The organism is Massilia sp. LXY-5 (assembly GCF_059801075.1).
The window spans coordinates 28,273-42,334 of sequence record NZ_JBNNEH010000006.1 but is presented as its reverse complement, the minus strand read 5'-3'; the positions used below and the strand labels follow the sequence as shown (position 1 = coordinate 42,334).

The 14,062-nt window shown below is 64.8% G+C and carries 10 protein-coding genes; 2 read left to right on the top strand and 8 right to left on the bottom strand.

Annotated elements, in window-relative coordinates; all coding sequences use genetic code 11:
- Positions 1–5: 5 nt before the first annotated feature.
- The 6 genes from ACI48I_RS18660 to ACI48I_RS18635 all read right to left on the bottom strand — a co-directional run bounded on the left by ACI48I_RS18660 (position 6) and on the right by ACI48I_RS18635 (position 7,951).
- Positions 6–212, bottom strand: coding sequence for a DUF1656 domain-containing protein (locus tag ACI48I_RS18660; RefSeq protein ID WP_193687614.1), 207 nt, complete (start codon positions 210–212; stop codon positions 6–8).
- On the bottom strand, positions 209–2,269 hold the full coding sequence (locus tag ACI48I_RS18655; protein ID WP_498575062.1) for an FUSC family protein: 2,061 nt from the start codon (positions 2,267–2,269) through the stop codon (positions 209–211). The genes ACI48I_RS18660 and ACI48I_RS18655 overlap by 4 nt, the downstream gene beginning before the upstream one ends.
- Complete coding sequence (locus ACI48I_RS18650; RefSeq protein WP_193687612.1) at positions 2,266–2,733, bottom strand: MarR family winged helix-turn-helix transcriptional regulator; 468 nt, start codon at positions 2,731–2,733, stop codon at positions 2,266–2,268. Before ACI48I_RS18650 ends, ACI48I_RS18655 begins: the two co-directional genes overlap by 4 nt.
- Positions 2,734–2,846: 113 nt before the next feature.
- Positions 2,847–3,476: an HAD hydrolase-like protein gene (locus ACI48I_RS18645; RefSeq protein WP_498575061.1), complete on the bottom strand. Its 630-nt coding sequence runs from the start codon at positions 3,474–3,476 to the stop codon at positions 2,847–2,849.
- Positions 3,477–3,516: 40 nt separating this feature from the next.
- The gene (locus tag ACI48I_RS18640) at positions 3,517–5,391 is read right to left on the bottom strand and encodes an AI-2E family transporter (protein ID WP_193687610.1); all 1,875 of its coding nucleotides are present in this window, start codon (positions 5,389–5,391) and stop codon (positions 3,517–3,519) included.
- A 103-nt stretch (positions 5,392–5,494) separates the two neighbouring features.
- Positions 5,495–7,951: a hybrid sensor histidine kinase/response regulator gene (locus ACI48I_RS18635; protein ID WP_498575060.1), complete on the bottom strand. Its 2,457-nt coding sequence runs from the start codon at positions 7,949–7,951 to the stop codon at positions 5,495–5,497.
- A gap of 137 nt (positions 7,952–8,088) precedes the next feature.
- Here ACI48I_RS18635 and ACI48I_RS18630 point away from each other — a divergent pair, with 137 nt between their 5' ends.
- Both ACI48I_RS18630 and ACI48I_RS18625 read left to right on the top strand, forming a co-directional pair.
- On the top strand, positions 8,089–9,717 hold the full coding sequence (locus tag ACI48I_RS18630; protein ID WP_498575059.1) for an ATP-binding domain-containing protein: 1,629 nt from the start codon (positions 8,089–8,091) through the stop codon (positions 9,715–9,717).
- 142 nt (positions 9,718–9,859) lie between these two features.
- Positions 9,860–11,011, top strand: coding sequence for an acyltransferase family protein (locus ACI48I_RS18625; protein WP_193687607.1), 1,152 nt, complete (start codon positions 9,860–9,862; stop codon positions 11,009–11,011).
- Between the two features lie 6 nt (positions 11,012–11,017).
- Here the strand turns inward: ACI48I_RS18625 and ACI48I_RS18620 are convergent, their stop codons facing one another.
- Both ACI48I_RS18620 and ACI48I_RS18615 read right to left on the bottom strand, forming a co-directional pair.
- Entirely contained in the window at positions 11,018–11,716 is a 699-nt protein-coding gene (locus ACI48I_RS18620; RefSeq protein ID WP_498575058.1) for an HNH endonuclease, read from the bottom strand.
- Positions 11,717–11,909: 193 nt separating this feature from the next.
- A complete protein-coding gene (locus ACI48I_RS18615) occupies positions 11,910–14,051 on the bottom strand; it encodes a peptidase domain-containing ABC transporter (protein WP_498575057.1) in 2,142 nt (713 codons plus the stop codon).
- Between the last annotated feature and the right edge of the window lie 11 nt (positions 14,052–14,062).

The window sequence follows — 14,062 nt, the reverse complement described above, 5'->3', positions numbered from 1 at the left end:
TTTATTTAAAACCAGTTGGATCCAATAAAAACAAGGCTGCCGAGCACGATCACGAACAGCGAAAAATCGAACAGCGCCGGGTGCCACACGTGCTTATAAAAGCCGGTGCGCGCCAGCAGCTTGTTGCACAGGCGCGAGACCACGTAGGCAAGCAAGGCCAGCAATAGCAGCGGCGGGAAATACATGCCGTAGAGGCTGACTTCGCCGATCATCGGATCTCCTTGTCGAAAAGCGGGAGTACTGCGGGTGAAGGTTGGTAGGGTGCTGCCGACGGGAACAGGTCGCGCCGGATGCCGGCCAGCGAGGCCAGCGCATCGCCGCGCGCAGTGGAGACCTGGGCCGCGCTGACCGAGCGCAGGGCGTTGTCGATCGACACCAGCAGGCGCGCGTCCTCCACCGGGGCGCTGGCGGGGCGTGCCGCGAAATGTTGAGATAAATGTTCGAACAGGGCCCACAGCGCCGCCTGGCTGCGGCCGAGCTCGCTGCGTACGGACAGCAGTTGCGTCATGTTCAGGCCGATGCGCAGGTCGACCAGGGCGTCGCTCGCCTGTAAATCCTGCTGGGGGCCGGCCAGCGCCAGTCGCGGCGTCAGCAGGGCGATGCGATCGACCATGCGCGCGGAAAATTCCGCCAGCGAGGGCGCCTGGCGGCCGTCTCCTATCTTTGCCAATTCTCCCCAGCCCGCACGCAGCAGGCGGCGCGCGGTCCAGCCGGCGCCGACGCTGCGGAACACGCCGATCACCAGCACGGCCAGCGCCAGTCCGGCCAATTGGGCCAGCGTCGAATTAATAAACGAGGCGGCGTCGGCCGTGTTCGTGTCCTGCAGGGCCAGCGTGCCGGCGATGCCGAACATGAAGGGCATCGCCTTGCCGAAGGTCGCCGGGCGCGCGATCAGCACGCCGAGCACCAGGAAGGCGGGGGCGCAGGCCAGCACCAGCATTTCGAAGCTGTGAATTGCAGGCAGCACCGCCAGCAGATAAAAGGCGGACAGGGGCACCGAATAAATGGTCCAGACCAGGAAGCCCTTAATAAATGGCACCGGGTCGTCCTGGGTCGCGAAGAAGCAGGACATCACCGCCGCCATCATCGGCACCGCGGCGCCCGAGGGCCAGCCGGTCAGGATCCAGAAGGCGCAGCCGGCCAGGGTGGCGATGACGGCGGCGGCCGCCGACACCAGGGCCATGCCGTGGTCCAGGTGCAGCGCCTGCGGCTTCACGTTGGGCAGATCGAAAGCCGCTTCCGGCAGCATGCCGGCCGTGCCGGCCCCGATATGGCGGCGCAGCGCGTGGGCGTCGACGCAGACGTCGACCAGCGCGCGCAGGCGGGCGGCCAGGTTAATCTGCAGCAGGTCGCCCCAGTCGGCATGGCGCTCGGCGGCGGGCGTCAGGGCGTCGATCGCGGTGCGCAGGGCGGCCGGCGTGCCGGGCGGTGCGGCATCGCGCCGGCTGCCAGTCCAGGCCGTGATCTCGGCCAGCACCGCGCGCCAGCGTGCATCGGAGACGCCCAGCCCGCGCAGGGCCTTCAAGCGGTCTTCGATCGAGGACAGCAGCGGCACCATGGCGGCCAGGCGTTCCTGCAGCGCGTGGATCGCGTTCGCGGTCCAGCGCAGGTGCGAAGTGTCGAACGGCAGGTGCACGGCCATCATGCGCAGTTCCGTGATGTCGCCGGCCAGCTTGCGGCGGTCGAGCGAGATGTTGGCGGCCTGCGTGACCGGGGCCAGCGCATCGGCGATCCAGGCCTGGGCGTCGCGCAAGGCGTGGTCGAGGCGCGCCAGCAGCACCGGGCCGAAGCCCTGCGGGAAGAACAGCGAGTGCACGACGGTTGCGCAACTAATGCCGAGCAAAATTTCCTCGACCCGGGCCAGGGCGATGTCGAAGATGGTGCCGGGGTCGTTCACGGCCGGGAAGGCGATCAATCCGGCGGTATAGCCGGCCAGCATCAGCACATAGGAACGCGGCGTGCGGTCCAGCAGGGAAATGTACAGGCAGCCGCCGACCCACAGCGCCAGCACCAGCGACAGCAGTTCCGGGGAATTGGCGAACAGCGGCACCAGGATCACGGTAGCCAGCGCGCCCAGCAGCGTGCCGCCGAAGCGGAACACGGCCTTCGAGCGGGTGGGGCCGGCGAAGGGCGCTGCGACGATATACGCCGTCATCAGCGCCCAGAACGGACGCGGCAGTCCGATGCGCATCGCGAGATAAAGCGCGAGCATCGCTGCCGCGAAACTTTTAAGCGAGAACAGGGCCTCGTTTTTCGAGGGCAACTTCATCCCTGCTTGTCGCCGGTCGATTCCGCTTTGCCGATGCGGCATTGAATGCTGGTCAGCACGCGCAGACAGGTGTCGATGTCCGCCGGGTCGACACCGGCGAAGACGCTGCGGCGGAAGGGGATCAGCGCTTCTTCCATCTGGGCGGCGCGGGTCTTGCCGTCTTCGGTCAATTGCAGGATGCGCGCGCGGCGGTCTTGCGGGTCGTCATGACGTTCGACCAGGCCGCTGTCGATCAGCAGGTCGATCACGCGCACCAGGGACGACGGCTCCAGGCCGAGGGCGTCGGCCAGCATGCCGGGGCGTACGCCGTCCTGGCCCAGGCGTCCCAGGATCAGCACCGGGAGCGCGGTCGCCTGCGACAGGCTGTACTGCGACGCCACTTTGTCCGCCATCGATTTGTAGGCGCGCGAAGCCTGCGTCATGGCGGCGGTGAGCTGGATCAGGGTCTGGTCGAAGGCGTCCATAGGATGCGGGATTTAATTTGATTATGAAAGTTTAGCATGCGAAGTAAATTCTTGCAGGAAGGGGCATGCGGCTTGTCAGCCGATGAGCGGCGTCGGCGCCGCGCTTGTGTCGGTTACAGCGTGGGAATTGCCGCCAGCGAAGCGGGCAAGTCGAACTCGTGTTCGGGCGCGACCTTGCGCAGCGCCTCGATCGGGGCGTAGCCCCAGTGCACGGCTGCAAAGGCGACGCCGGCGCGGCGCGCGGCGTCGGCATCGGTGGTTTGGTCGCCGATGTACAGGGCCGCGTCGGGCGCCATGGCGGCGCGCTTTAACACCTTGCGGATGCGTGCGGTCTTCCCGAAGATCGACATGCCGCATTCGTACTGGCTGATCAGGGGAGACAGTTCCGGCCCCAGCACCTGCCGCACGTTGTCCTCGGCGTTCGAGGAGACGATGGTCAGTTTGACGTTGTCGCGCGCGAGCGCGCGCAGGACATGATCGACCTGCGGAAACAGGCGCACCTGTCCCGCATTTTCGCGCATCAGGGTCTTGAAGCTGGCGGCGGCCAGCGGCAGCTTCCAGGCCGGCATGCCGACCTCGCGCATCATCTCGCGCGTGCCATAGTGGCGCAGGCGCTCGACGTGGGCATGGTCGATGCGGCGAAAGCCGTGCTCGTCAGCGATCCGGTTGAAAACGCTGAGGAAGAACGGAAACGAATCGGCAAGGGTGCCGTCGAAATCGAAAATGGCGAGGCGGTAGCGCATGGCGCCTACATGATACACAGGCTGGGTTATCGACGGGCGTTCAGGCCTGGCCCACGCGCTCCGGCACCACGAAGGCCAGGCTTTCCTCGAACGAACGCAGCACCATGTCGACGTGCTCCTGCACCACCGTCTGGTTCGCAGCCGTCTCGCCAAAAGGCAGGCGGATCGTCACCAGCAAGGCGTTCGGCAGGCCGGCGCGCAATTCGTCGGCCACGCGCTGCCACTGCTCCAGCATGGATTCGACCGGGTAGATCAGGAACACGGTCGAGATCAGGTCGGCCTTGTCCGGTCCCGGATTGTCCTGGTCGGCGCCGATGACCACGCTGCGCGCATCGACGTCGAGTTCGCGCAGGGCGCGTACCAGCAGCTCCGTCAGCAGGTCGTCGCGCTCGGTGCCGAGGCCGGCGCAGAGCACGATCGAGTGCGAAGGCACGTCGAGCGAACCCTGCCAGCGGCCGAGGCGTTCCTCGCGCATCTTGCGCAGGTGGGCGCCGACGTTGGCGTCGAGCAGGGAGACGCGGCCCTTGCGCCGGCGGTTGCGCGGCACTTCCTTCGACACCGGCGTCAGCGTCGCGGCGACGTCGGCGATGGTGGTGCGCAGATGCGCCGCCTGCGCGGTCTCGAGCTGGCCGGCACGCTGTTCCGCGGCGGCCAGCGCGATCCCGGGCAGCAGGATCTGGTCGCAATAGCGCGCGAAGCTGTGGCGGTCGAGATAGCTGCGCGCATCGAGGATGATGTTGTAGGTCTCGCCGGCCAGCACGCGCTGGTAAAAACGCTGGGCCACGTTCACGTCCGGCACGTCGCCCAGCAGGATCGTCACCGGTTCCAGCGCGCGCACGTGGCGCCCGGCCACCACCAGGCAGAGCGTGAGGGGTGTGGACAGCAGCAGCCCCACCGGTCCCCACATCGCGCCCCAGAACAGGGCCGAGACGATCACGGCCAGCGGCGACAGGCCCGAGCTGTGTCCGTACACCTTGGGCTCGACCACGTTCGCCACGAACAGCTCGAGCGCGACGAAGATCGCCAGGCAGGACAGCGCCATCGTCCAGCCCGGGTCGATGGCGGCGACGAACACGGCGATCAGCACGCCCGCCACCATGATGCCGAGGTAGGGCACGAAGCGCAGCAGGCCTGACAAGGCGCCCCACAGCGCCGCATGCGGCACGCCGAAGGCCCACAGCAGGCCGCCGATCAGGGCGCCGAAGGTGAGATTGACGACGAACTGCGACAGGAAAAAGCGCGAAACGCCGCGCGTCGCATCGGACAGGGCGCGCACCGTGCGGCTGATCTCGGCCTGGCCGGCCAGGCGGATCACGCGGTCGCGCAGGGATTCGTGTTCGAGCAGGATAAACACCAGCAGCACCAGCACCAGGCCCGCTTCGCCGATCGGCCCCCAAGCCAGGGAAAACAGGCGCGCCAGGGTGTCGCGGGTGGTGGCGCGCGGCGCGCGGATCTCGACCGGCAGCGGCTGGTTCGCGCTGGTGGTGAGCGTTCCGCGCCGCACCGTGACCGGCGGCGGCGGCGCCACGGGAGACTGCGGCGCCACCGCACTGAGTTCGGCTTCCAGGCGCGCGAACGGGCGTTCCGTCAGCTCGCGCACGCGTTCGATTTTGGAACGGATCGCGGCCCGGTATTCGGGCAGGTCGCGCGTGACCGCCACCAGCTGAAAGGCGAGGATGGTGCCGATGCCGATCACGCAGGTCCCCGCCAGCAGCACCGAGACCAGCGTCGCCGGCAGGCGCGGCAGGCCGACGCGGCGCATCGACCGGATCAGCGGCGCCAGCACCAGGCTCAATACGGTCGCCAGCGCCAGCGGCTCGAGCACGTCGCGCCCGAAATACAGCAGGCCCAGGATGCAGGCGACGGTGACGACCGAACTGGCGGTGAGATTGTTGAACAGGCTTGATTCGCGCATCGGGGGCAGTGCTGTGCGTGGATGGTCGTGGATGGACGCCGGCTTAGCATTCACCAGCGCCAGCAGTCTAGCACCAATGGCAACCCGGCAGTTCGTCCGGCCTTCAGGAAGCGCCTTGCCCCTCGAGCGCCGCCAGCAGGCGCGCCGCCTCGACCGGTTTCACGAAGTGGCGGTCGAAGCCGGCCTGGCGCGAAGACTCGCGGTCGCTCGACTGGCCGTAGCCGGTCAGCGCCACATACAGCGCGCCCGCCAGCGCCGGCTCGGCACGCAGCCGGCGCGCCAGTTCGTGGCCGTCGATCAGCGGCATGCCGATGTCGAGGATGAACACGTCCGGCGGAGAAGCCAGCGCCGCCCCGACCGCGTCGCGCGGGTCGTTGATGGTCTGCACCCGGTGCCCGGCCGCGTCCAGCAGCACCGACAGGGTCGCGGCGGCGTCGACGTTGTCGTCGACCAGCATGATGCGCAGCGCACGGTCCGATGCGGTGAAGGCCGGCGCCGCCTCGGCCGTGGGACGCGGCAGCTGGCCGGCCGCCGGCAGTTCCACCGTAAACGTGCTGCCCTGGCCGGGGCCGGCGCTGCGCACGCCGACCTGGCCGCCGTGCATGGCGACGATGTTCTTGACCAGCGCCAGCCCCAGGCCGAGACCGCCCTGGGCCCGGTCCGGCGTGCGCTTGCCCTGCACGAACAGGTCGAAGATGTGCGGCAGCAGCGCCGGCTCGATGCCGTTGCCGTTGTCGGTCACCGCGATGCGCACCACGCCATTATTCACCTCCAGCGCCAGCGTGATGTGGCCGCCGGCCGGCGTGTACTTGGCCGCATTCGCCAGCAGGTTGGCCGTCACCTGGATCAGGCGCGCGCGGTCGCCCAGCACGCTCGCCGGGGCCGATCCCAGCTGCAGCGCCAGCGTATGCCTGCCGGCTTCGACCAGCGGGTGCGCCTGTTCGGCGGCGCTGGTAACGACGGCTTTCACGTCGACCGGCGCCTTCTCCAGCTGCACCATGCCGCGCGTGACGCGCGAGACGTCAAGTAAATCGTTGACCAGGGTCGTCATGTGGCTGACCTGGCGCGAGATCACTTCGCTGTACTGCCGTACTTTATCCGCGTTGTTCGGCACCAGGCGCAGCACCTGGGCTGCGGCGCTGATCGGCGCCAGCGGGTTGCGCAGCTCGTGCGCCAGCATCGCCAGGAACTCGTCCTTTCGGTGGTTGGCCGCCTGCAGCGCTTCTTCGGTCAGTTTGGCTGCGTGGATGTCGGTGTCGGTGCCGAGCCATTTGACGATCTCGCCGCTCTCGCTGCGCAGCGCCAGCGCGCGCGCCAGGATCCAGCGGTACTCGCCGCTGTGGTGGCGCAGGCGGTAGGTGGCCTCGTAGGGTGCGCCGCTGGCGATGCTGTGCACCCAGCGCGCGTGGCCGGCCTCCCTGTCGTCGGGATGCAGCAGGTCCTCGGCCCAGCTCGTGCCTCCGGCCGCGCTGGCGGGCAAGCCGACGAAGTCGTAGAAGCGCTCGTTGTGGTAATCGATGCTGCCGTCGGGGAGCGCGGTCCACACCATCTGCGGCATCGCATTGGTGATGGTGCGAAAACGCAGTTCGCTGTCGCGCAGGTCTTCCTCGAAGCGCTTGCGCTCGGTAACGTCGCGCGTGGTGCCGGCGACCGCCTCGACTTCGCCGTCGGGCCCGAGGATGGGCACGAAAATGTAGTCATAAATGCGCCGCCCGAAGGTGCCGTTGAAGGGCACCTCGCCGCGGATCGGCGCCCTGGTCGCTTTCACCTCTTCGATCTCGCGGTCGTGCATGGCTGCGTGCCAGGGCTCGTAGCCCAGTTCCCAGCAGGTCTTGCCAACCGCTTCCTCGAAGGTCTTGCCCCACATCTGCAGCAGCACGGCGTTCGCATAGGTGAACCGGTGCTCGAGGTCGAACACGTAGACGAGATCGGGCGTATTCGACAGCACGGTCTCGTACAGGCGCCGGCGGCGTTCGGATGCGTCGGCCATGGAAGCGAGCTCGCGTTCGGCGTCCTGGTGGCGCGTCCGGTTTTCCTGTTCGCGCAGGTGACGCTCGGTCAGCAGCGCGAGCAGGTCGGTGAAATAGCCGATTTCGCCGACCAGCAGCGCGTCCGGCGCACTTTGCTTCGCATGAAAGACGGCGAGCGTGCCCAGGATCTTGCCACCCGGGGAATGCAGGGGAAAGGACCAGCACGAGCGGATGCCATGGGCCTCGGCCAGGGGCAGCCAGGGCTGCATCGAGGCTTCCTCGCGCAGGTCCTCGACGATGAGGATCTGGCCCGCGTGGGCGGCGCGGCCGCAGGGCGGGCCCGCAGGATCGACCGGCAGTGTCGCCAGCGCCGCCGTCAGCTGCGGCGGTAGCCCTGTCGCAGCCGCGAGGCACAGCTGGTTCGCCGGCTCGTCCATCAGGTAGACCGCGGCCCAGCTGTCTTCGTTGATCAGGCGGCGCGCCTCGTCGAGCAGGCTTTGCAGGATGACGTCGTACGGGGCGCCGCGGACGGCATCGGACAAGACGTGCTTCAAACCGCCGAAATTCAAGCCTGCATCTGTGGACTTCATCGTACGCGCCGGGCAAGGGAAAGGGCTCGATTTTAGCTCAGGGGTGACGCCTGCGCGCCCCGCTTTTCAATAGTGTGTTTGCTTCCCATGAACAGCCTTACAATCTTGTCATCTTCATCATCTGCGAAGCGTCGATCATGGCCCAAATCCATCCTGCCGGCTGGCGCGAGATGTCCGTCACCGGAAATGCCGCACGCGAGATTGAAACCCTGTCCCTGCTCGAGCAGCGCCTGTCCGACACGCCCTACAGCATCTACCACGGCGTGCACTGGACGAATGTCGAGCAGGGATACTCGGTGTACGGCGACGTCGATTTCATTGTCGTCGCCCCGAACGGGCGCATGCTGCTGATCGAGCAGGTTGCCGGTTTCATGAACGAGACCGCGGACGGACTGCAGAAGAACTTCCAGGGCAAGCCCCGTAAAATCCGCGCCCACATCCTGCACACGATCGAGGGCTTGACGCGCCGCTATCAGGGAGAGCTGTCGATCGACTACCTGCTGTACTGCCCCGACTACACGGTGCGCGACCCGAACCTGGCAGGCATCGACCCGCGCCACATCATCGACGCCACCAACAAGGGCAAACTGGCGAAGATCATCCGCGAGGCGCTGCCGATCACGGAGAAGACCGACGAATTCGACAAGGTCACGCGCTTCCTCGGCGACACCCTCAGTTTGCGCCCCGATCCCAGCTCGATGATCGGTTCGGCCACGCAGATGGTGACGCGCCTGTCCGGCGGCCTCGCCACCTGGGCGCGCCGGCTCGAATTCGAACCCTTCCGCCTGCGTGTGGTCGGCACCGCCGGCAGCGGCAAGACGCAATTGGCGCTGGCCGAATACCAGGCCGCAATCGACGCCGGGCTGCGCCCCCTGTACGTCTGCTTCAATCGCCCGCTGGCCGACCACATCGAGCGATTGGTGCCGCCGGGCGGGCGCGTCTCGACCTTCCACATGCTGTGCGACGCCTACATGCGCGCCCAGGACGTGACCCCGGATTATTCCTCGCCCGAGGTCTGGAACGAGATCGAGCAGGCCCTGGCCGACGTGGCATTACCCGAGACCTGGCAGTACGACGTGCTGATCGTCGACGAGGGCCAGGATTTCTCGACCGCCTGGCGCGACATCGTGCTCGCCATGGTCAAGCCGAACGGCCGCGCGATCTGGCTCGAGGACCCCGACCAGAATTTATATGGCCGCCAGATGGTGGCCCTGCCGGGCTGGGTGAAACTCCATTCCGACACCAACTACCGCAGTCCGCGCCAGATCGTGCAGATGCTCAAATCGATGGGCGCCGCACGCGACCCGGTCGAAGCCGGCAGCCCTTTTAAAGGGGCCGACATCGAGGAACTCACTTACCCAGAGGGCGACACCGAGGCGATGCTGGCCCAGACCCGGCGCGCGGTGACGTCGTGCCTGGCCGCCGGCTTCGGCCGCCACGACATCGCGATCTGCTCGTTCCGCGGGCGAGAAAAATCGGCGATCCTGAACCTCGATAAACTGAGCGATGCGCATACGCTGCGGTCGTTCACGGGGGAGTACGACCTGTTCGGCAATCCGGTGTTTCGCGAAGGGGGACTGCTGGCGGAGTCGGTGTACCGGTTCAAGGGACAGTCTGCGCCGGCGCTGATTTTCACGGAGATCGATTTCGAGGACATGACGGATCTCGTGCTGCGTAAACTGTTTGTGGGGATGACGCGGGCGAGACTGAAACTGGTGCTGGTGATGAGCGATCGGGCGTCCTTGCAGCTGCTGGATCGCATGTAAATACCCTCCCATCCTGAAACAATTGCTAACGTATCGCGTGGTAACAATTCTGCATGCTCGGCTATGATGGCGCCCTTTCGGCAAGATCAGCAGCATTCGCTTCGGTAAGGTTGGGAGTAATGTTGTCTGGCATGGGATGTGGATGGAAGTACAGAGTCGCGTAGTGCCCGCAGCAGCTGGAGCGCAGCAAACACAATTTGGCCTGATCAATCTTTTAAAAGCAGTCGCGGCGCAGCTGATCGTGCTGCATCATCTCGCCTTCTACGGGCCGATGGCCGACCGTGCGCGGCCGCTCATGCCCGACTTGTTCGACTGGCTCGCCGGGGACGCCCGGATCGCTGTGCAGATTTTCCTCGTCATTGGCGGCTTTCTCGCCGCCAAATCGCTGTCGCCGCAGGGCTTGGGAACGCAACGCAACCCGCTTGGCACCATGTGGCGGCGCTATGTAAAGCTGGCGCCGCCGTTTATCGTCGCCACTTTGCTTGCCGCCCTTGCCTCGGCCATTGCCTCCGCCTGGATGACGCACGAATCGATTTCCAGCGCACCAAGCGTGACGCAACTGGCCGCGCACGTGCTGCTGCTGCACAGCGTGCTCGGTTACGAATCCTTGTCCGCCGGTGCCTGGTACGTGGCCATCGATTTCCAGCTGTATGCGGGGGCTGCCTTGCTGTTGTGGCTGTGCGGGCGCCTGTCCGGCGGACTGCATCGGCCGTGGCTCGCGCCTGTGATGATGACGGTGGTCGTCGTGTCCTCGCTGTTCTACTTCAACCGCGATGCGGACTGGGATGTGTGGGCACCGTATTTCTTCGGCAGCTATGGCTTGGGCATGCTGGCCTGGTGGGCCGGTGATCCGGCGCGCAAGCCGCGTACTGTTGTGGTGCTGTTCCTGATGATGGTCGTGCCGACGCTGGCGGCGCTGACGCTCGATTTCAGGAGCCGGATTGCGGTGGCGCTCAGCGTGGCGTGCGTGTTGATGCTGCTGGGGCGGGTACGGGTTCGTTCGAGCACTGGATGGTCGCTGGCGAACTGGCTTGGCAAGAACTCCTATTCGATTTTTTTGGTGCACTTCCCGGTGTGCCTGGTGGTGAATGCGGCATTTACACGGTTTGTGCCGGTGGATGTGGCGTGGCAGGCAGTGGGCACGCTTATCGCCTGGGCGGCGAGCCTCGCGGGCGGAGCGGCGTTTTTCCGTTGGGTGGAAGCGCCGCTGGGACGAATGGCCGGCATGGCTGGCGGTGCCCGGCCGGTGCGGGCCTTCGACGGCTTGACGCGCAAGGATGTCGTGGCACGCTGAGCTTTCTTAGGTCCGTCCCACATCGATCGACGCATAAGTTCCCGCGTCGAGCGGTTCAGGCACCTCCAGCCGCAGTCGCGGAATCTTTTCGTACAAGTGGAGTTTGAACTCGTCGCTGTCATTCGCGTAATGGCAGCGGCGATGGCAATTCGGGCACAAAGCCACGGCATTTGTCGGGGTATCCGAGCCGTGGCTCGCCAGAGGCATCACGTGATGCACTTCCAGGTACGGTAATCCATCGTTGCCAATAAAAGGTGCGGCCTGATCGCAGCCTTCGCACATTCCGTCGGCGACCTTGAGGACCCAGGCCTTGACGGCGGGATCGCGCACATAGCTGGCGCTGGTCTTGAGTGCTAGCTGGGGATGCTTCGAGCCTGTCGGTATCTTCAAGTATGCCTGGTTGCGCAATGTCGAGACCTGCGCCGCCAATGCAGCCGCATCCGCCGTCGGCACGTAAGCGGTCAAAAATGCGATGTCGTGCAGTTGGAGCAGCGCGACCATTTTCTCCTTCACGGCAGTGCCGATATTGCGTGCAGGGAGATAGCCGGCGATATACGGCATCTTGAGTTCGTACAGTGCCGCCGAGATGTTCTGCATGCGGAATTCGACCGATGCCTTCGTTCGACCTGCAAGCGGTCCGTCACGCAGCTGGCGATTGACTTCGGCCTTGTTGTAAGGCTCGCCCTTCAGTTCCGAACGAAGCATCACCAAGTACGCGTCTACTGCGCTCCTCAGCTCTTTTTCGCTCCATGAGCTGGCACTTGCTGTTTAAACTTCGGGAATAAGAGACATACAGTAGGCCAGGACACGGTGTCTTGGAGTCTACTGTTTGTTCAATATCTTTTCAATAATCTATCGATCGGTTTGCGCTCGAATGTGATCACGCGTGCTCCATACATCACGCCCGTATCTTCTGAATCTCGCTCTGCCGATGATCCTGCACGATCGCCCCCTGCTGCAGCACCACGACCCGCTCCGCCATGGCGATCGTTTCGGGCCGGTGCGCAACTAACACGCGGGTCAGCGCGAGCGTCTTGATCGCCGCATTGACGGCCTGTTCGTTCCACACATCCAGATGGCTGGTCGCCTCATCCAGTACCAGGATCTTCGGCTGTTTATACAGCGCCCGCGCCAGCAGGAGACGCTGCTTTTGTCCGCCCGACAGCCCGCTGCCGATGTCGCCGACGAGGGTGTTGTAGGCCATCGGCATGCTCATGATTTCCGGATGAATGGCGGCCAGTTGCGCGCAGCCCTGCACGCGTTCGAGATCGGCCGTGGGCGAGAAAAAACTGATGTTGTCGGCAATCGAGCCGGCGAACAGGCCGTCGTCCTGCATCACGGTGCCGATCAGGTTGCGGAAATTGGCTGCGCCGAGTTGCTGCAGTTTGATGCCGTTGATCAGAATCTCGCCTTCCACCGGATCGAGCAGACCCAGTAACAGTTTCATGAGCGTCGTCTTGCCGCAGCCGGAGGGGCCGGTCACGGCAATGCATTCGCCCGCGGGAATCACCAGATTCAGGTTTTTGAGGATAAACGCTTCGCCATCGCCGTAGCGGAAGGAGACGTTCCGGAACTCGATCGAGGGAGTGATTGCGCTTGTGTCGATTTCAAAGTCCTGGCTGCTTACCTCGGGCTCGGTCATGACGATGTCGGCAAGCCGGTTGCCGTGCAGGCGCAGCATTTTGAGTTCGAACACCTTGTCGACCAGGCTGGTCATGCGGCTGCTGAACTGGTCCTTGTAACTGATGAAAGCGAACAGCATGCCGACCGACAGCGTGTTGTCCAGCACCAGGGTTGCGGCGAGCCAGATCACCAGCACACGTTCGCTGTTGAACAGGAATGCATTCGCATTTTGGTAGGTAATGCCGAGCTTTGCGATGCGCAGGTCGGCGTTGAACTGGTCGACCAATGCATTCATCCAGCTGGCGCGCCGCTCTTCACTGCGGCCGAACAGGCGGATGCTCTGGATGCCGCGCACCGATTCCAGGAAGTGGGTTTGCTGTTTGGCGGCGTGGATGATCTGCTCGGCGGTGGCATCGCGCAGCGCGCCGAAAATCGCCAGGCGCAACAGGACATACAGGAGCACGGCGATACAGGCGATCCCCGCAAGTTTCGGGCTGTAGGTGAACATCATCGCCAGCGTGCCAAGCACGAGGACGCCGTCGATGATCCCCTCGACGAACTGGGTCGTCAGGCTGTGCTGGATGGTGTGGATCGAGGTGAAGCGCGAGACGATGTCGCCGGTATGGCGTTTTTCGAAATAGGGTAGCGGCAGCTTCATCAGGTGGGCGAAGGCGTTGCCGAACCACTGGAAATTCAGGTCGGTCGCAAGCGCGGTCGTGATCCAGCCGCGCACCGCACCGATTGCCGTCTGCAGCACCACGAGCAGTAAAAAGCCGATGCCGAGCACCGTCAACAAGTCGCGATCAGAAACGAGGATGGCCTCGTCGATCACCCATTGCATGTAGAAGGGCGCGACCAGGGCACACAATTGCAGCGCCAGCCCGAGCAGCAATAATTGAATGAGGCCGCGGCGCAAACCGGTCACCCGGCCCATCAATGACAGCAAGGGAAAATTCTGCGTCTCGTCCTGCCTGACGAATTCGGTCGTCGGTTGCAATTCCAGTGCGACCCCGGTGAAATGCCGGGAAAACTCGCTCAGCGGCAGGCGGCGCACGCCGACCGCGGGATCATGAACGATTGCGTGGGTGGTCGATACGCTTTTGAGTACGACGAAATGATTCATGTCCCAATGCAGGATACAGGGCATTTTCAGCTGCGGCAGCTTGTCGATATCGAGTTTTAAGGGGCGGGTCTGCAGCGCCAGGCCCTGCGCCATGTTCATGACGCCCTTGAGCGTCGCTCCCTTCAATGACACCGAAAAGCGCGCCCTCAAACTGGCCAGATCGAGCCGGTGGCCGAAATGACTGGCCACCATGCAGAGGCAGGCCAGACCGCATTCGGCCGCTTCGGTTTGCAGGATGAGAGGAAGCCGGTTGCGGCGCCAAAACGAATACTGCGGGGAATTCTTGAGTTTCATGGCTGTCTCGT